This window comes from Hymenobacter lucidus (genome assembly GCF_020447265.1).
Lineage (GTDB): Bacteria > Bacteroidota > Bacteroidia > Cytophagales > Hymenobacteraceae > Hymenobacter > Hymenobacter lucidus.
The window spans coordinates 76,720-94,998 of sequence record NZ_JAJADR010000006.1 but is presented as its reverse complement, the minus strand read 5'-3'; the positions used below and the strand labels follow the sequence as shown (position 1 = coordinate 94,998).

The window sequence follows — 18,279 nt, the reverse complement described above, 5'->3', positions numbered from 1 at the left end:
ACGGTAGGCCGCCCTGCCATAGAAAAGCTCCTTGCAACTAGTTGCAAGGAGCTTTTCTATGGCAGGGCGGCCTAGGTAGAAAGATGCTCTAAAACAGCATAGTCTTCTACCTAATCAGGTAGAAGACTAGTGTAAAATAGGGCAACCTTCTACCCAGGCAGGTAGAAGGATACTCTAAAACAGCATAGCCTTCTACCTAACTAGGTAGAAGAACACCCTAAAAGGCAGACCGACTTCTACCTAAGTATTGCCATAGGCCGACCACAAAAACAACTGATACTTTACTTATTCCAGCTTCTAGAGTAGCGCCTAGTAGCCTTCCCGGTCGTAGGCGTGCATTTGCACGCCGCTGGCGGTCTTGTCCTTAAAGTCGTGGCCGCGCACGATAGTGTTGCCGCGCTTGGTGTCGTAGTAGTAGGTTTTCTTACCGCCGCGCTGCACTCGGGAGGTATTCACTACCTCATCCGCGTTGGGCCCACCATATATGTCGACCCGGATACTGCGCTTTACTTCCCCGCTCACCTCAAACATATCCTCGCCTTCGAGGCCGTGCAGCGTGATGCGCTTCGTCTCGTCGGGCCGGAAGCTGCGGCGGTAGAGCAGTGTATCGGTGGTGGGCTTGTCGTCTTTGTCCAGGATGCGGTATACGCTCACCACCGTGCTGGTATCGGTGAGACGCTCTACCACGAAACGCTCGGCCTTGTCGGTGCCGGCTACCGTGACGCGCTTGGCCAGCAGCCGGTAAAATGTATCGGCGGCTTTGGGCAAGCTGGTGCGGCGGGCCCGCAGGGCCGCCGCCGTGCGCGGGCCTTCCAGCGCATATACCGGGGTCGGAAACAGATGCAGGGCATCCTCAATCACACCATCGGTCAGGCGCTTCTGCAAGTCCTGGGCTAGCTGCTGAAACTGGGTCCGGCTTACCTCCGACAACGCCCGCTCGTCGATGAACTGGGCGTTTTTTGCCAGTCCACCCACGTCTTCATACTTGGGCTTGAAGGTGCGAAACTTACGCACGGCCCAGCGCCGGCTGGCCAGCCACGGAATCAGGCCATCATCGAAGCGATAAAAAACCTGGTCCCGGTCTTTGGGCACGGCCCGGTAGCGGGTGCGGCCTGCTTGCTCATATACAGCCCACTGCCACTGGCCCTCGTGCCGGTCCCAGTCGCCGAGCCAGATATCCAGCAGCCGGGCCCGGGCAAAAGCCAGCTGGTCGATCTGATGGGTGGGGTTGCGGTAGCGCAGGGCCAGCATTTCGTCGCTGTCTTCCAGGTCGCGGGCAGCCCCGAAGGCGGGCGTCAGGTTTTCCAGGCCCTCGTATTTCTCTTCCAGCATCACCACTTTGCCCTGAAACAGGGGCGAGGAAGCGCCCAGGCCGGTTTCGTCGGGGCGCACGTAGTAGGGGCGGGGGTTGGTGTGCAGCACGCCCGCCGCCTCGGCCAGCGGCGGCACCACGAAAGCGCCGAATGGGTTGGCGGCCGACGTGGCATCGCGCACAATATTGAGCAGAAACGACTTGCGGGCCACTTTGGGCAATGTCTTGTACGGGTCCTTGTCAAGAGTGCGCAATGAATACTGCCGGCCCTGGGTGCCGTTCAGCGTCATACTGATGCTTTGGAAGCCCCCGCCCATCTTGCCGGCCTGCAGGCCGCCGGCCACGGTTTTGCTTAAGTCCAGCACGGGCAGCGTCACGGGTGTGGCCCACACCGGGCGGTAATGTTTGCCCCAGAATAAATTATGCAGACCTCCGCGCTGGTAATGCCGGCCCGCCGTTACCCGGGCACTGTCGGCGGCTGGTGGGGCGGTGGGCAGGCGGGCATCGGGCTGAAAATACTGCTGCCGGACGCAGGAAGTGAAGAAAATAAGGGCCAGGGAACAGAATAATCGTTGGGTCATCGGGACGGGGAAAAGCGCGGCTCGAGTCCTTCAACGCAGTTGCGCCACAAAAGTGGGCCGCAAAGCAAGCACAACCGCTGGCGGCCGGTTTGCGCTATAAGGGCGGGGCTGGCCCGGCCAGTCATCTTTCCGCCCTTTCTACTTCTGCCTACGTGTCCTTTTTTCAAGTTGAATGGAGCCCTGCCATTGTAAGTAGCGCCCTGGTTGGCGGCCTGTTGCTGGGTTCCTGCTCGGCCCCGGCCGCACCCGCCGCCGGTCCGCCGCCCACCATCGGCCCCGATTCCACGGTGCGTGTGGCGGCGGGGCCCCAATACCTGCGGGGGCCGGTTCACCGGTTTTTCTGGGGCAAGCACTACCGGCAGCTCTGGGCCGTACCCATCGATGCTCCCGTGTTCAACCTGCGCACGGCTGTGCCCGGCGGCCTTACGCCGGTGCGGGAAGGCGGCAGCTTCCAAACCAAAAACCTGCGCCTGCTCGACCGTAACGGCGTGCAGTACGTGCTGCGCTCCGTCGATAAGGATGCTACCAAGGCCCTGCCGGAAGGCCTGCGCGACGGGGCCATCGGCCGGCTGATGAAGGACCAGACCAGCGTTATTAACCCCTACGGCGCCTACATCGTGGCCCCCCTGGCGGCGGCGGCCGGCGTGTATCATACCAACCCGCGGCTGGTGTACGTGGCCGACGACCCGGCCCTGGGTGAGTTTCGCCAAACCTTTGCCAATGCCCTCTACCTGTTTGAGGAACGGCCCGAGGGCGACCAGAGCGCCGTGAGCAGCTTTGGCCGCTCGGCCAAGGTGGAAAGTTCCCGCAAGGTGTTTTCCAACCTGGTGTACAACCAGCAGCACCGCATCGATGCCCGTTGGTACCTGCGGGCCCGCCTCTTCGATATGTGGCTCGGCGACTGGAGCCGGCGCGAAGACCAGTGGCGCTGGGCCAGCTTTCCGGCCGCCGGCGGCAGCACCGTGTACCGCGCCATTCCCCGCGACCGGGACCACGCTTTCTTCAAGTTCGACGACGGCCTCATCACCCACATTATTGGCTGGGTGAAATCCAACTACCAGAGCTTCCACCAGAAAATCCGGCTGGCCGACGTGGAAGGCCTCAACCGCGCCGCCCGGCCCATGGATAAGTCGCTGCTGACTTACCTCACCGCCCAGGACTTCCAGCAAGTGGCCGACTCAATGCAGCGCAGCCTTTCCGACCCGGTAATTCACAATGCCCTGGCACTGTGGCCCAAGGAGGTGTATGCTCAGGCCGGGGCCGAATTTGACGAAAACCTGCGCGGCCGCCGCGACCAGCTCGACGAGGTAGCAGCCAAGTTCTACGAGCTGCTGGCCCGCGACATTGAGCTGCCCGGTACCGACCAATCCGAGCGGTTCGTCATCGAGCCCACCGGGCCGGGACTGGTGCGCGTGAGCCAGTACGGCTTGCACGCTGGCCGGCCCGACAGCCTCGTGGGCCAGCGCACCTTCGACTACCGCCAGACGCGCTCCATCAAGGTATTCGGCCTTGGCGGCAATGATGTGTTCGAGCTACGCGGCCTACCCGACCACCGCTTCAGTATTGGCATCTACGACGGGGCAGGCCAGGATGTGGTAACGCTCAAAACGGAAGGATCAGCTGCCAAAGCCGCTACCAGCGTCACGGTCTACGACAGCGGCGACGGCAACACCATCACTGTGGCCAAGCCCGTGAAGGTGGAGAGCTACGTGCCGGCCGCTACCGAATTCGACGCGGCTGGCTGGTTGCTGCGGCACCGGCTGTTTTAACTGATTTTGCGGCCTGAATAGCGCCTAGTATGTATTCAGGCGCAGCGCAGCCAGTCTTCGGCGGCCCGGCTGTCGGTAAAGTAGCGGATGGTCAGGGGCAGGTCGGTGATTTGCTGGACAATCTGCTGGGTGGAAAGCTGGCTGAGCACATCGTAGGCCTGCACCACGGCGCAGAGGCGGTAGCCGGCATGCACGGCCCGCGGTGCCCAATCCTGCGTCAGCCATTCCTGGTCGCGAGGCAGTACGGGCGGCATGAGCTGGTGGTCGGTCAGAATTTTGGAAAAGCCTTCATCGCGCAGCAGGTACAGCGCGTGCTCATACACGGCCCGCAAAGAGCTGCTGCGTATCGGCACGGGGTTCCAGTCGATGCGGGCGTAACCGTGGGCATGTTCAATGACGGTGGCCAGCTCGTTGTGGTAATACAGGGAAGCGTTGGCAGGATACAGTAAATCGGCCATAATAGTACGCCGCTAAGGCAAAGGATAGGAACTGGGCACGTGCAATAGCGGCTTAAGCGTAGGTGAGGGGCGGGATACTATAATACGGGTAAATGCTGAGCTGAGTAGCTTCGCAGCGCTTTTATTTTGCGGTATTTATTCACGCTGCTGACCAGCTTGCCTCTCGTGCTTGAAGGGCAAGTAATTGATAGTTAACGCAAGTAGAAATTAAGTAGCTCCCAAAATGCCTGGCGTAGCCCAGTCAGGCTAGTGCGGCTGAAACGCAAAGGCCGTGGTGCGTACCCAGTGCCGGGCTTCCTCTACAGTGCGGAAATAGGCGGTGCTCAGCGGGGCCAGCCCCAGGGCGTGGTGCATGATGTGCGTTACGCCCTGACGGTTGAGTACGTCCTCCGATTCGACCACGGCCATGTGCAGCACATCGAGCTGCGCAAAGCGGGGAAACCAGTCGGTGTTAATCCACTCCTGATCCTGGGGCCGGATAACGTGCATGTGCTTCAGGTTGCCAATCCAGGCCCGGACGTGGTACTGGCTGGCCAGCTGCAGGCCAGTATTCAAGCCGGTGCGCAGCTGGGCGCTGTTGGCAAAATCCAGCCATTCCAGTTCGAGGGCATGGGCAAACCCATCGTGGTGAATACGCAGGTAGGAAGAGGTAAACAATGTTTGCATAGCATCATCAGTTTACTGGGTAGACAAGAGCGGAGGTACTGCGTAATGAATATAGCAAATGCTGTATAAATAACCAGCCTTGGCCGCGAAACTTACTTTGACGGAAAACCAAAAGCCCGTCCGGCGCGAGGCCGGGCGGGCTTTTTAGGAAAAAACAACAGGCTTACTTGAAAACCTTCACCTTGTCTTTGTGCTTGGTGCGCAGGTACTGCCGGATAATCTGCTGCACGTCCTTGTTGTCGTTGTAGCGGGTGATGATGTCTTTGAAGTCGTTGAGGCGGCGGGCCGAAAACTCGCCGTCGACGTAGCCGAAGCCCAGGTAGCGGCCGTGCTCCACCACCACCACGGTTTTCTCGTCTTCGCGCCGGCCCTTGCCGATGATAACGAACGAGCCGTGCTCGTAGGTGAAGCTCTCAATGGCTTCTTCCACGCGTAGGTTGTATTCCTCGGCCGGCTCCAGGCCCAGGCAGGCGCCTTTGCAGCGGTGCACCTGGTAGTCGAAGCACGAGCCGTTGGTTTTGTACAGGTCACAGAGCTTCTGGCACAGGTTAAACTTAGCCACCTTATGAAACAGGAAGCCCTTGGCCTTGTACTGGTTGCCGAGGGCAATGAGCGGGTGCGACTCGGCGTGGTCGTCGGCCTTGCCGTAGTAGAGGCGCTTGTAGCCGTTTTCGTCGGTGCGCAGGAAGATGCCCGCCGGAAACACCGAGCGGCGTTGGGCCCGATTGTAGAGCGGCTTCATGCGCTTTATTTCCGCCGACTCGTAGAGCAGCGCCACCAGCTCCGAGCCCGTCAGCTCCCAGGTGATATCCGAAATCGAGTTTTTAAACTCCAGCGACTTGCGCGACTTGTAGTCGACGGCAAAGTGCTGCTGAATCCGCTTGTAGATGTTGATGCTCTTGCCGACGTAGATAACCTCGCCCTGCTCGTTGTGGAAGTAGTACACCCCGGCCTCCTGGGGCAAAGTGGCTACTTTCTCGGGCGTAATATTGGGCGGCAGCAGTGCCGTCCGGATGGCTTCCTGCACGGCGGCCACCCGCTTGGGGCTGGGCTGCTTGGCGGCCGGCGCAGCCTTGGGCGGGCGGCCCGCCGGAGCCAGTGCATCTACCGAGGCCAGGGTGTCGGCGGGTGAAATGGCAGGGTTGCGCAGGGCCTCATCCTGCTGGCTGATTTTGAGGAGCCGGTCGAACAGGATGGCCGTGGCGGCCGCGTCGCCGGCGGCGCGGTGGCGGCCTTCTAGCGGAATGCCGATGTTCTGGCACAACTTGCCCAGGCTGTAGCTGGGCTGGCCCGGAATCAAAGACCGGCTCAGGCGCACCGTACACAGGGTTTTGCGCGAGAAGTTGTAGCCCAGGTCGGCAAATTCCTTTTTCATAAAGGAATAGTCGAAGCGCACGTTGTGGGCCACGAATACGCAGCCTTCCGTCAGCTCCACAATTTTGCGGGCTACCTCGTGAAACTTGGGCGCGTCGCGCACCATATCGTCGGTAATGCCGGTGAGCTGGGTGATAAAAAAGGGAATAGACCGGCCCGGATTGACGAGCGTATCGTATTGCTCAACGACTTTTTCGCCGTCGTGGATAAAGATGGCTATTTCCGTGATGCGGTCCTGCGCAGGCTGCCCCCCGGTCGTTTCAAGGTCAATTATAGCGTACAAAAGCGGTGCGGATTCAGGGGAAAGAGAAGTACTAATAGCGTTGGTAACAAAGATAACACAAGCGAAGGTTGCATGCCCGGAAGTTTAGCAAAAGCCCGGCCGGATGAATACCTTGAACGTCATGTCGAGCAACGCGAGATATCTCGCTTGCTGACGTTGCCAAACTAACCGTCAGGCCTCATTTGGCATTCGTCCCGCGAAGCACCTCTACCGCAGCATTAGGCGATTTTACCATGGGACGCGAGATGTCTCGCAGGCTCGACATGACGTTCTGGTTGTCAACGCTAGTCCACAAAAAAAGCCCGCTCTTTCGAACGGGCTTTTTCAATTCAATAGGCTAAAACCGGCGTCTAGCGGCTGCCTTTCTGCTGGGTTACCCAGTTTTTAGCCGACAGAATTTCGCCGTGCTGCTTCTCGATTACGGTGCGGGCTTGGGCGGGTATCTCGTTCGACTTCAGGGCCGTTTCGTAGGCCGACAGCGCCGTGGCGTCGCCGGTTTCGCACTCGCCCAGAATGGCCGAGTCGTCCTGGCCCGTTACGGCCGATTTAATATTGATCCAGCCCCGGTGTACGGCGGCGGCGGCATCAGCTACTACGCCTTCCAGGGTGTTGCCGTTTTCTACGTTGATGCCCACCTGCTGGGCCTGCTGCGTCAGCTGGGAGGCAAACTGGGCCCGTTGCTGGCTTAGCTCGCTCAGCTTCGACTTCAGATCGGGGCTGCTCACGCCTTCGGCGGCTTCCTGGTAGCCTTTAGCAGCCGTTTTGTTGATTTCTACGAGGTCGTTATAAGCGCGGGCGGTTTCTCCGGTGATAATTGCCATAGGACAAGAAAGGTTTAGGTGGAAGTAAGAGTTCAGAAGGCCAGCGCAGTAGGCTGACCTGGCTTTTATACCCCCGGCTGGACAGTAGGGTTGCCAAAGAGGCGCTATAAAATTTTGTTTATATATGTAGTAAGCAGAATGTTGGGGCCAAAAAAGCCCCTGCCGGCGGGTGCGGGCAGGGGCGAAGAAAAGGCCGAAACGGCGGCAGTAGTTAGTTAGCGGGCTTGGCTTTGCGGCCCAGCAGCCGGTCCCACCACGTGGGCTCCTTGTTGGGTGCCCCGGGCTTGGTGGAGTCTTCGCCCTCGGCCGTGTCGCCGAGCAGGAAACCCCAGGGCTCGGTGGTTTTGCTGGCATCGAGTACCACCTTGATGACGGCCATAATCGGAATGCTCAGAATCATGCCCGGCGTGCCCCACAGCTCGTTGCCCAGAATCAGGGCCAGGATGGCGGCCAGCGGGTTGATGCTCACCTGGGAGCCCGTAATCATGGGCGTAATGAAGTTGCCTTCCAGAAACTGCACGAACACAAACACGCCGATAACGCCCAGGGCCTGCAGCGGGGAGCCGGTTTCGACCAGCGTAATAAGGGCCGGCAGCGTGGCCCCAATCATGATGCCGATGTAGGGAATAACGGCCAGCACCGAGGCGAAAATGGCGAAGAAGATGGCAAATTTCACGCCCAGCGCCACCAGCCCGATACCGTTGAGAATAGCCACGATGACGATAACCTTGAACAAGCCCGAAATATAGGCCTGCACCACGGTCTGGATGCTGTCCACGGTGTGCAGCACGGCCGTGCGCTTGTCCGGGGCCACGAAGCGGAACATGAACTGGCGCAGATGGTCGCGGTAGAGCAGCAAGCAGAAAATGTAAATCAGCACCTGGGCCACGTTGCTCAGGGCCGAAGTCGTGGTGTTCAGGGTAGTGCCCAGGTAGGTGCCACCCGACTTTTTGAGGGCCTTTACCGTCGAATCCTTCACTTCCTCGATGCTCATGGGCTTGTAACCGAAGCGCTGGTGAGCCCATTCCTGGGCCGAGTTGAAGAACTCCATCGTCTTGGTCTGCAGCTTCGGTAGCTCGTCCTTGAACTGCGTAAGCTGGGAGCCGAAGGCCAGAATAATACCGGCAAAAAATACGATCAGCAGCAGCAGGCACAGAATGATGGCCCACACGCGGCCCAGGCCTTTGGCCTCCAACCAGCGGCAGATGGGCAGCAGCAGCAGCGTAAACACGGCCGCGAAGGCCAGCGGCAGCAGCACGTCGTCGAGCACTTTGAGGGAGTACACCAGCAGCACGCCCGCCAGGAGCATAAAGGTGAACTCGACGATGGGGCGCTGCTTGACCTCGGGCTGGGGTTTGTGGCCGGAAGGAGGCAAATGGTGTTGGGTAACGGGAGGGAGCATATTGCTAATTAGATTGGAAGGCTGGAGAGAGGAGAAAAGGGCGTTATTTTGCTTGGTGGGAAAATTTCGAGTGAACCTTGCGGACGGTTTCTAGGTTGTGAAAAACGATTTTGCTAACTTGAGTAGCGAAAACAATACGTGGAAAACCTCAATTTTCTGCGTTATTTTACCTCAAATTAGAATTCCGCATAACCCAATGGCTGACGAAGAACTCTCCATCGCTGCTACTCCCGACCACGGCTACACCGAAGACAGCATCCGTTCCCTCGACTGGCGCGAGCATATCCGGCTGCGGCCCGGTATGTACATCGGCAAGCTCGGCGACGGTTCTGCTTACGACGATGGTATCTACGTGTTGGTAAAGGAAGTTATTGATAACTCCATCGACGAGCACGTGATGGGCCACGGCCGCACCATCGACATCAAAATATCCGACCAGCGCGTGCAGGTGCGCGACTACGGCCGGGGAATTCCGCTGGGCAAGGTGGTGGATGTGGTCAGTAAAATCAATACGGGCGGCAAATACGACTCGAAGGTCTTCCAGAAGTCTGTGGGTTTAAACGGGGTCGGCACCAAAGCAGTTAACGCCCTCAGCAATTACTTTCTGGTGCAGAGCGTGCGCGAGGGCCAGATGAAGGCCGCCGAGTTCAGCCAAGGCAAGCTCGTGCAGGACCCCAAGCCCCAGAAAACCAGCCAGCGCAACGGCACGCTGATGGTATTTCAGCCCGACGATACCATCTTCAAGAACTACCGCTTCATTCCGGAATACCTGGAAAACCAGATCTGGAACTACGTCTACCTGAACGCGGGGCTCACCATCAACTTCAACGGGCAGAAGTACTACTCCGAAAACGGCCTGCTCGACTTGCTCTCCCGCAAGGCCGACCCCGAGAGCCTGCGCTACCCCATCATCCACCTCAAGGGCCCCGATATCGAGCTGGCCCTCACCCACGGCAACGACTACGGCGAGGAATACTACTCGTTCGTCAACGGGCAGTACACCACCCAGGGCGGTACCCACCTGGCCGCCTTCCGCGAGGCCGTGGTGAAAACCGTGCGCGAGTACTACGCCAAGGCCAACAAGAACAAGGAGTACGACGCGGCCGATATTCGCGGCTCCATTATTGCCGCCATTTCGGTGCGCGTGCAGGAGCCCGTGTTCGAAAGCCAGACCAAAACCAAGCTCGGCTCCATCAACATGGGCGAGGATGGGCCCACGGTGCGCGGCTTTGTCCTGGACTTCATCAAGGAGCACCTCGACAACTACCTGCACCAGAACCCGGCCGTGGCCGAAGCCCTCAAAAAGCGCATCGAGCAAAACGAGCGGGAGCGCAAGGACATGGCCGGGGTGAAAAAGCTGGCCAACCAGCGCGCCAAGAAAGCCAACCTGCACAACCGCAAGCTGCGCGACTGCCGCTTCCACCTCGGCGAAGGCAAGCAGGAAACCGAAGCCCTGACCACTCTCTTCATTACGGAGGGCGACTCGGCCTCGGGCTCCATCACCAAGAGCCGTAACGTGGAAACCGAAGCCGTCTTCAGTTTGCGCGGCAAGCCCCTGAACTGCTTCGGGCTGAAAAAGAAAATCGTGTACGAGAATGAGGAGCTGAACCTGCTTCAGCACGCCCTCAACATCGAGGAAGGCATCGAGAACCTGCGCTACAACCGCGTCGTTATTGCCACCGATGCCGACGTCGACGGCATGCACATCCGCCTGCTGCTGCTCACTTTCTTTTTGCAGTTCTTCCCCGATTTGGTGCGCAACGGCCACGTCTTCATTCTGGAAACGCCCCTGTTCCGGGTGCGCAACAAGAAAACGACCATCTACTGCTACAACGAGCAGGAAAAGCAGAATGCCATGCACCAGCTGGGCCGCAACCCCGAAGTGACGCGCTTCAAGGGCCTGGGCGAAATCAGCCCCGACGAGTTCGGCAAGTTTATCGGCGACAACATCAAGCTCGAGCCCGTGATTCTGCAGTCCGACCGTAGCATCCAGCAGGTGCTGACGTATTACATGGGCAAAAACACGCCCGCCCGCCAGGAATTCATCATCGACAACCTGCGCCAGGAGAAAGACCTGATAACCTCCGACGTGCTGCCCGTGAGCGAAGTGGCCGAGGAGGATATGGCCTTCGCGTAGCCGCGTACAGTGCCAAAGTTGAAACGCCCCATTCGGCCTACGCCGGGTGGGGCGTTTTTGCCCGCGGCAACCAAGCTGCGGCCGGCAAGCACCGGCAGTGAAGCTGCCTTGCCGATGGCGCCGACTATTTCATAGGTGGCCGAGTGGCCGCCGTGGGCAGTGCGGTTTTTTACTGCCCACAATATGGCGGGGCACATCAATATGTGATACCGCCGTATGTGGTTTACCACTTTATTTGTAGTAATCCGTACAGGTATTTTTCCGCTCCTTCCATCTCCACATCTATGGCATCATCACTACAATCTTATTCGGCGGGCACTTCTGGCCCGACCGGCCAAAACAATTCGTCGCCCTGGCGGCAGCGGGCTATGGGCTGGCTGTTGCTGCTGGCCCTGATCAGCCTGCTGGTGGTGAGCCGCCGGGCCAAAAGCCCCGACGCCGCCCCGACGATGACGCTGCTCGGCACCCAATAAGCGCACGAAGCCCCAGAAACCATAAAGGCCACTCCCGAACCATCGGGAGTGGCCTTTGCGCTTGTAGAAAACCGGGCTACGAGAGGGGCTCGGGCGCGGCCCCCGAGGAGGCCGGGCGCGACTTATCCTGAGGCAGGGGAATGAATTCGTGGTTGTCGGTGGGGGGCAGGGCAATGCGGCCGGCAGCCCAGTCGGCCTTGGCCTGCTCGATGCGCTCCTTGCGCGACGACACGAAGTTCCACCAGATAAAGCGCGGGCCCAGCTGCTCGCCGCCCAGCAGCATGAGCGTGGATGCTTCGCGGGCCGTGATGACCGGATCCTGGCCGGGCGTGAATACCAGCAGCTGCCCAGCCGAGTAAAAATGGCCGGCTACCTCCACCTGACCCTTGGCTACGTAGGCCCCGCGCTCCTGATGGCCCAGGGGCAGCCCGAAGCGGGTGCCGGGCTGCAGCACCACGTGCAGGTAAAACAGCGGCGAATGGGTTTGCACGCCGTTGCGCAGCCCGTAGGCGTCGCCCGCAATCAGGCGCATCCACACGCCGGGCTCGGTAAAGATGGGCAGCTCGTGGGGCTGGTAGTTGGTAAAGCTGGGGGCCGTTTCCTCGTCGGCCTCGGGCAGGGCCACCCAGGTCTGAATCATTTCCAGCTGCCCGCCGGCCAGCGTGGCCGGGTCCTCAAACCGCTCGGAGTGGGCAATGCCGCTGCCGGCCGTCATCCAGTTCACCTCACCGGGCCGGATGATCTGCTCCACGCCCAGACTGTCGCGGTGCGTTACCTGGCCGCCAAACAGGTAGCTCACCGTGCTCAGGCCGATGTGGGGGTGGGGCAGCACGTCGAGACTCTGGAGCTGGGCGGCGGGCACCGATACGGGGCCGGCGTGGTCCATGAAGATAAAGGGCCCCACCATGCGCCGCTCCCGGAAGGGCAGGATACGCTTCACGTCGAAACCGGCGCTGATGGCCGCCTGCCGGGCATTGATAACTAAGTCGAGCATAGAAAAAGAGTCGGAGGATGAAATACTGGCCGGCAATAAAGCGCCGGCGGCCGTTCAATGTTCGGTATTTATTTGGAATTCGCTATCCTGAACCCCGGCTCCGGCGGGGCTCCCTTGGCGGCCTAGGCCGGATGATATCCTCGCCCTATTTTGACTTGCCGTAACGGCAACGAATTATAAGCAGTGCTTACTCAATCCTCCATGTCTTTTTCTCCTTATTGGCTGCTTCTGCCGTTGGCCCTGGGGCTGCTCTACTGGATAAAGTATGTGCGCGACAGTCATACCGGGGGCTTCTTTCCCCGCCTGGGCATGGTACTGGCGGCGGGGGCATCGGTCGTTGTTTTCGTGGTGGTGTTCTGCATCCTGGCCGCTCTCGACTATTGGGGCGACTAGCTTGCCAACGGGCGGAGCTGGGAAGCTGGACTGGGAAGCGGCAGGCAGTAGGAATGTTGATGCTAATTAATTTGGGTGGCTGGGCCGGGGTATATCAGGCGTCAGGTGTCTATAAAGCCGGATTTAGAAGGCGGGAAACTTAGCCGGAAGCTTGGCTTTGGCTAATATAATTAGGAACTTTATGCCCGTGGTCCGCATTACAAATATTGCGTTCTGCGCAGCTAACGGTACTTTTGATATTCCGGGGTTGCGGGCTGCTATGGCCCCGTCCCGTTGGTTTTCTTTGTAGCTTTTACTCTGCGCCCATGAGTTGACTCCTACATGTTGTTGCCCGTGCCCTTCCCGGGCCGGTTTGTTGCGTGAAAATCCTTCCGGCCGCGAGGCTGGGAGAGTGGTACAAGAACATTAACCGTGGCCAATGCCACACCCCACTGTGTCAGAAGAGAAAAATTCCCACGATCTGAATCCGGAAGAGCAGCCCAACCTGTTCGGCGCCGGCGACTCCATTGAGTTCGGTGCCACGCCCGGCCCGGCGGCTGGTCCGGCTGCTACTGCGAGCGACGAAGACGAAACGGCCGAGTCGGTCGTGAGCGAAGCTGGCGAGCTGCTGCTCTCCGAATCGTCGGACGACGTGCAGGCCGTAACTGAATCGACGCCCGTGACGGAGGAAACCGAGGAGGAGCCCAAGTTTGCCCCCGGCGAAACCATTCACGACGTGGCCACCGTGGCCGGCATGTACCAGAACTGGTTTCTGGATTATGCTTCCTACGTGATTCTGGAGCGGGCCGTGCCCGCCATCGAAGACGGCCTCAAGCCCGTGCAGCGCCGCATTCTGCACGCCATGAAGGAAATGGACGACGGCCGCTTCAACAAGGTCGCCAACGTCATCGGCCAGACCATGCAGTACCATCCCCACGGCGACGCCTCCATTGGCGACGCTATGGTGAACCTGGGTCAGAAGGATCTGCTAATCGAAACCCAGGGCAACTGGGGCGACATCCGCACCGGCGACGGGGCGGCCGCGCCGCGTTATATTGAGGCCCGCCTCACCAAGTTTGCCCTCGAAGTGGTGTTCAATCCCGACATCACCGACTGGCAGATGAGCTACGACGGCCGCAAGCGGGAGCCTACTACGCTGCCCGTCAAGTTCCCCTTGCTGCTGGCCCAGGGCGTGGAAGGCATTGCCGTCGGCCTGAGCACCAAGATCATGCCCCACAACTTCCGGGAGCTGTGCAAGGCCTCTATCGACGTGCTGCGGGGCCGGGAAATTCAGCTGTTTCCCGACTTTCCCACCGGCGGCCTCTGCGACATTACCAACTATAACGGCGGGTTGCGCGGGGCTAAAATCCGGGTGCGGGCTACCATCGAGAAGGCCGATAAGACCATGCTCGTCATCCGCGACATTCCCTACGGCACCACCACCACGGCGCTGATGGAAAGCATCGTGAAGGCCTCGGAAGCCAACAAAATCAAGATCCGCAAGGTGGTCGACAACACGGCCGCCAACGTCGAAATCCAGGTGCACCTGCCCGCCGGCGTGAGTCCCGACCTGACGATGGACGCGCTGTACGCCTTTACGGATTGCGAAATTTCGATTTCGCCCAATACCTGCGTCATCATCGAGGACAAGCCCCGCTTCGTGGGCGTGGAGGACATGTTGCGGCTGAGCACCCAGAAAACGGTACGGCTGCTGGAACGTGAGCTAGAAATCCGGCAGGATGAGCTCTGGGAAAAGTGGCATAATGCCTCGCTGGAGAAGATTTTCATCGAAAACCGCATCTACCGCAAAATCGAGGAGTGCGAAACCTGGGCCGATATTCTCGAAACCATCGAGAAGGGCCTGAGCAAATTTGTGCGCGTGAAAGGCTCCCGGGCCAAGGCCGACGACCAGCGCCTGGTGCTGCGCCGCCCCATCACCGAGGACGACCTGACGCGTCTGACCGAAATCCGCATCAAGCGCATCAGCAAGTTCGACGGCTTCAAGGCCGACGAGTACATCCAGCGGCTCGAAGCCGAGCTGGCTGAGGTGGCCGACAACTTGGCCAACATCACCCGCTACGCCATTGCCTACTTCGAAAACCTGCTGAAAAAGTACGGCGCCGGGCGGGAGCGGAAAACCCAGCTGCGCACCTTCGACGTGGTAACGGCCCAGAAAGTGGCCGTGGCCAACCAGAAGCTCTACGTCAACTACGCCGACGGTTTCGTGGGCTACGGCCTCAAAAAAGACGAAAGCGCCGTCACCATCTGCGACTGTTCCGACCTGGACGACATCATTGCCATCCGCCGCGACGGGACGTTCACCGTGTTCAAGATTGCCGAGAAAACCTTCGTCGGCAAGGACATTCTGCACGTGGGCGTCTACAACAAGAACGACGACCGGCTGGTGTACAACATGGTGTACCAGGACGGGCCCTCGGGCGTGGCCTACGCCAAGCGCTTCCTGGTCACGGGCATCACCCGCGACAAAGTGTACGACCTGACCAAGGGCGGCAAAAACTCGAAAGTGCTGTATCTGACGGCCAACCCCAACTCCGAGTCGGAGCTGGTGGGCGTGCAGCTCACCGACAAGGCTCCGGCCCGCGTCAAGCAGTTCGACTTCGACTTTGCCGAGTTGGCCATCAAGGGCAAGGGCTCGATGGGCAACATCGTGACTAAGCAGCCCATCAAGAAAATTACGCAGAAAAGCCTCGGCGACTCCACGCTGGGCGGCCGGGAGGTCTTTTTCGACAGCGTGGTGGGCCGCCTCAACACCGCTGGCCACGGCCGCTACCTGGGTACCTTCGACACCGACAATACGGTGCTGGTGGTGTACAAAGATGGCTCGTACGAAATGAAGGCGCCTGACCCTTCGCTGCACTTCGACGTGCCCAACATTGTGCTGCTGCGCAAGCTGGAGCCCGACACCGTACTCAGCGCCGTGTACATGGACGGTGACACGAAGATTCACTACGTGAAGCGTTTCAAAATCGAGACGAGCACCCTGGAGAAGCGCTTTATCTTCATTTCCGAAACCAAGGGCTCGAAGCTGCTGGCCGCCACGGCCTTTGCCGAGCCCCAGGTGGAAATCAAGCTGCAGCGCGACAAAAAGGCCGACAAGGAAACCGAAAAGCTGCTGCTCCACGAGTTTATCGACGTGAAGGGCTGGAAGGCCATGGGCAACAAGCTCAACTACTTCAAAATCCACTCCGTGGCCCTGCTCACCGACGAAGGCCCCGAGCCGGAGCGCCGGCAGGTAGCCAAGAAGAAGGGCCCGGCCACCATTCCGCGCCCCGCGGCGGCCGCGCCCGAAGGCACCGGCCCGCTGCCCGATATAACGGGCCCGGTGGAGGTGACGGATGAAGACGTGGAGCGGGCCCAGGCCATTCTGCGCCGACCGAAAGCCCAGCTCGGGTTGTTCTAAAAGTAATGTACCCCGGTTGAGAAGCTGGGGTACTTTTTTGTGTTCTTGCCAAACAAGGCCACCTTCGCCAGCGCAAGTCCGGGCTGGCCGGATTTGGCTTTTCTCTGTTAATGCCGGTTTCTCCGATTTTCTGCGCTAAAAAGTGGCTGTTGCTGCTGCTCCTGCTGCTGGCAGGAGCGGGGTGGCCCGTGGGCGCCGAAAACCGCCTCCTAGTGTTGGCCACCGACATCAGCCAACTGCTGGCCGAGGCCCGGGCCCTGCAACAGAAGTACAAGGAGTCGGAGGCGCTGGCCAAGTACGAGCAGGTGCTGGCCCAGGCCCCCGGCCACTACGAAGCCCTCTGGCAGGCCTCGGTGCTGAGCGTGCACATCGGCACCCGCTACACCGATGAAACCCGGAAAGCTGCCTATTTCGCCGCCGCTCGCCTGTATTCCACTCGGGCTTTGGTGGTAAAACCGGAAGGAGCGGAATCCAATTATGCCGAAGCCCTGGCGCTGGTCAACCAGGCCACGCTGCTCAGCAACCGTGGGCGGCTGGTGGCCTACAAGGAAATGAAGCCCTATGTGTTCAAGGCCGTAGAAAAGGCGCCCAAGTGGGCCGATGCCTGGCAGCTGCTGGGCCGCTGGCACTACCGCGTCGACCACTACAACGTGCTGGAAAAAGTCTATAGCCAGCTTTTTCTGGGCGGCATGCCCGGCAGCGCCAGCACACCCAAGGCTATTGAGGCGCTGGTAAAAGCCCACGAGCTGGAGCCCAAAAAAATTCAGTACTGCTATGACCTAGCCCGCGTGCACCTCAACCAGGGCCAGCGCACCCGCGCCAGCAACGTGCTGCAGGAAGCGGCCCAGCTTACGCCCGTTACCAGCGAGGAGCTGGAAATGAGCCGCCGCTGCCGCGCGATGCTGATTCAGCTCAACCGCAAAATGCTCAAGCAGCTCCACCACAAAGTCAAAAAGACGCTCTAAGGCCGCCAAGCGCCGAAGCCACGTATCTTTGCCCAACTGCCTTTCCTTCTGCCGTGAGTTTCCTTCGCCACTTTCTGGGTTTTGTGCTGAGCACTACGCTGCTGAGCGCCTGCGAGCAAGCCCCGGCCAGCCGCTCCGAAACGATGGTAAATCTGGCCACGGTGCAGAGCGGGCCCCGCATTCAGGCCCAGGAACTGGAAGGCGCCATTGCCCGCCAGCCCCGCAATGCCTCACTCTACGCCCGCCGGGCCGCTTTTCGCCTCGATGCGGGCTTAATAGTAGCCGCGTTGGAAGATATCAACAAAGCCATTGACCTCGACGACGCGCCGGGCGAATTCTACTTCACCAAAGCCCGGGCGCTACGGGCCCAGAATAAGCTTAAAGCCACGCTGGATGCGGCCCAGGAAGCCTCACGGCGCGGCTTTTCGTCACCGGAGCTCAACTTATTGGTGGGCGAAACCCAGCTGGCCGCCCGCCACTACCAGGATGCCATCGACCAGCTCGACCGGACCCTGCAGCAGGAGCCCGACCACGCCGCCGCGCTCTTCTACAAGGGCGTGGCCTACATTGCCCTCGCCGACACGGTGCAGGCCCTGCACTACCTACGGGCCAGCATCTCCCGCGACCCGCGTCAGCCTGAAACCCTGCACCAGCTGGCTTTTCTCTCGAATGCCCACGGGCTGCCGGCCGAAGCGGTGGTCTACTCCCGGCGCGGCCTGAAGCTGGCGCCTACCTACGGCCTGCTCTGGTACGACCACGGCCGGCAGTTTGAGCTGCAAAACCAGCCCGATAGCGCCCTGCGCTGCTACTCCCGCGCCATCACGCTCGATACCACGCTCTACCGCGCCGACTACCGCCTGGCCCTGGCCGCCTTTAAGCAGCGGCAGTACGCCACGGCTATTCAGCACCTGCAGCGGGCCGTACGCCGCGCGCCGCGCCTGCCCGCGGCCCGCCAGATGCTGGCTGAGAGCTTTGAGAGCGTGGGCCGCAATGCCGATGCGCTGGCGCAATACCGGCTGCTGGTGGCCGAAAACCCTGGCAACCGCCACTGGACCTTCAAAGTCTGGAAAGCCGGCGAAAAAGCCCGCCAGCTGCGCGCCGACTCTACGTACCGGCTATACCGCCGCCCTTCCGTCGAGCCCATTGCGCCCATCACCCGGCGCTTCACACCCACCGTAACGGAGTAGGGTAGTGCTGTTTTACCTGGTAGCAACTGCCGGGATATCCGCTCAATTCTATTCTTGCCTGCTA

The 18,279-nt window shown here is 60.1% G+C and carries 14 protein-coding genes; 7 read left to right on the top strand and 7 right to left on the bottom strand.

The window, feature by feature from the left end:
- Positions 1-309: 309 nt before the first annotated feature.
- On the bottom strand, positions 310-1,893 hold the full coding sequence (locus tag LGH74_RS18650) for a hypothetical protein (protein WP_226177957.1): 1,584 nt from the start codon (positions 1,891-1,893) through the stop codon (positions 310-312).
- A 152-nt stretch (positions 1,894-2,045) separates the two neighbouring features.
- Between LGH74_RS18650 and LGH74_RS18645 the strand changes: the two genes are divergently transcribed.
- A complete protein-coding gene (locus LGH74_RS18645; protein WP_226177956.1) occupies positions 2,046-3,662 on the top strand; it encodes a hypothetical protein in 1,617 nt (538 codons plus the stop codon).
- 35 nt (positions 3,663-3,697) lie between these two features.
- Here the strand turns inward: LGH74_RS18645 and LGH74_RS18640 are convergent, their stop codons facing one another.
- From LGH74_RS18640 to LGH74_RS18620, 5 genes are all read right to left on the bottom strand, one after another.
- On the bottom strand, positions 3,698-4,120 hold the full coding sequence (locus tag LGH74_RS18640; RefSeq protein ID WP_226177955.1) for a hypothetical protein: 423 nt from the start codon (positions 4,118-4,120) through the stop codon (positions 3,698-3,700).
- 246 nt (positions 4,121-4,366) lie between these two features.
- Positions 4,367-4,786, bottom strand: a complete 420-nt coding sequence (locus LGH74_RS18635) for a hypothetical protein (RefSeq protein WP_226177954.1) — start codon at positions 4,784-4,786, stop codon at positions 4,367-4,369.
- 163 nt (positions 4,787-4,949) lie between these two features.
- A complete protein-coding gene (locus tag LGH74_RS18630) occupies positions 4,950-6,443 on the bottom strand; it encodes an exonuclease domain-containing protein (protein WP_226177952.1) in 1,494 nt (497 codons plus the stop codon).
- Between the two features lie 350 nt (positions 6,444-6,793).
- Positions 6,794-7,264 carry a ferritin-like domain-containing protein gene (locus tag LGH74_RS18625; protein WP_226177950.1) on the bottom strand — a complete coding sequence of 157 codons (471 nt, stop codon included), beginning with the start codon at positions 7,262-7,264 and terminating at the stop codon, positions 6,794-6,796.
- Positions 7,265-7,475: 211 nt separating this feature from the next.
- The gene (locus tag LGH74_RS18620; protein WP_226177948.1) at positions 7,476-8,666 is read right to left on the bottom strand and encodes an AI-2E family transporter; all 1,191 of its coding nucleotides are present in this window, start codon (positions 8,664-8,666) and stop codon (positions 7,476-7,478) included.
- 196 nt (positions 8,667-8,862) lie between these two features.
- Here LGH74_RS18620 and LGH74_RS18615 point away from each other — a divergent pair, with 196 nt between their 5' ends.
- The gene (locus LGH74_RS18615) at positions 8,863-10,803 is read left to right on the top strand and encodes a DNA topoisomerase IV subunit B (protein ID WP_226177946.1); all 1,941 of its coding nucleotides are present in this window, start codon (positions 8,863-8,865) and stop codon (positions 10,801-10,803) included.
- 284 nt (positions 10,804-11,087) lie between these two features.
- Positions 11,088-11,276, top strand: coding sequence for a hypothetical protein (locus LGH74_RS18610; RefSeq protein WP_226177944.1), 189 nt, complete (start codon positions 11,088-11,090; stop codon positions 11,274-11,276).
- 76 nt (positions 11,277-11,352) lie between these two features.
- On the opposite strand, the gene LGH74_RS18605 is transcribed toward LGH74_RS18610, so the two are convergent.
- Complete coding sequence (locus tag LGH74_RS18605) at positions 11,353-12,270, bottom strand: pirin family protein (protein WP_226177942.1); 918 nt, start codon at positions 12,268-12,270, stop codon at positions 11,353-11,355.
- A 201-nt stretch (positions 12,271-12,471) separates the two neighbouring features.
- On the opposite strand from LGH74_RS18605, the gene LGH74_RS18600 reads away from it, so the two are divergent.
- From LGH74_RS18600 to LGH74_RS18585, 4 genes are all read left to right on the top strand, one after another.
- A complete protein-coding gene (locus tag LGH74_RS18600) occupies positions 12,472-12,663 on the top strand; it encodes a hypothetical protein (RefSeq protein WP_226177940.1) in 192 nt (63 codons plus the stop codon).
- A 418-nt stretch (positions 12,664-13,081) separates the two neighbouring features.
- Positions 13,082-16,063: a DNA gyrase/topoisomerase IV subunit A gene (locus LGH74_RS18595; protein WP_226177938.1), complete on the top strand. Its 2,982-nt coding sequence runs from the start codon at positions 13,082-13,084 to the stop codon at positions 16,061-16,063.
- Between the two features lie 110 nt (positions 16,064-16,173).
- Complete coding sequence (locus tag LGH74_RS18590) at positions 16,174-17,028, top strand: tetratricopeptide repeat protein (RefSeq protein ID WP_226177936.1); 855 nt, start codon at positions 16,174-16,176, stop codon at positions 17,026-17,028.
- A 53-nt stretch (positions 17,029-17,081) separates the two neighbouring features.
- Positions 17,082-18,215, top strand: coding sequence for a tetratricopeptide repeat protein (locus LGH74_RS18585; protein WP_226177934.1), 1,134 nt, complete (start codon positions 17,082-17,084; stop codon positions 18,213-18,215).
- Positions 18,216-18,279: the final 64 nt, after the last annotated feature.

Bases quoted from the DNA above. Each gene is read 5' to 3' on its own strand.
- LGH74_RS18635 (WP_226177954.1), bottom strand. From the start codon at position 4,786: ATGCAAACATTGTTTACCTCTTCCTACCTGCGTATTCACCACGATGGG.
- LGH74_RS18620 (WP_226177948.1), bottom strand. From the start codon at position 8,666: ATGCTCCCTCCCGTTACCCAACACCATTTGCCTCCTTCCGGCCACAAA.
- LGH74_RS18650 (WP_226177957.1), bottom strand. From the start codon at position 1,893: ATGACCCAACGATTATTCTGTTCCCTGGCCCTTATTTTCTTCACTTCC.
- LGH74_RS18595 (WP_226177938.1), top strand. From the start codon at position 13,082: ATGCCACACCCCACTGTGTCAGAAGAGAAAAATTCCCACGATCTGAAT.
- LGH74_RS18590 (WP_226177936.1), top strand. From the start codon at position 16,174: ATGCCGGTTTCTCCGATTTTCTGCGCTAAAAAGTGGCTGTTGCTGCTG.
- LGH74_RS18640 (WP_226177955.1), bottom strand. From the start codon at position 4,120: ATGGCCGATTTACTGTATCCTGCCAACGCTTCCCTGTATTACCACAAC.
- LGH74_RS18605 (WP_226177942.1), bottom strand. From the start codon at position 12,270: ATGCTCGACTTAGTTATCAATGCCCGGCAGGCGGCCATCAGCGCCGGT.
- LGH74_RS18610 (WP_226177944.1), top strand. From the start codon at position 11,088: ATGGCATCATCACTACAATCTTATTCGGCGGGCACTTCTGGCCCGACC.
- LGH74_RS18625 (WP_226177950.1), bottom strand. From the start codon at position 7,264: ATGGCAATTATCACCGGAGAAACCGCCCGCGCTTATAACGACCTCGTA.
- LGH74_RS18615 (WP_226177946.1), top strand. From the start codon at position 8,863: ATGGCTGACGAAGAACTCTCCATCGCTGCTACTCCCGACCACGGCTAC.
- LGH74_RS18600 (WP_226177940.1), top strand. From the start codon at position 12,472: ATGTCTTTTTCTCCTTATTGGCTGCTTCTGCCGTTGGCCCTGGGGCTG.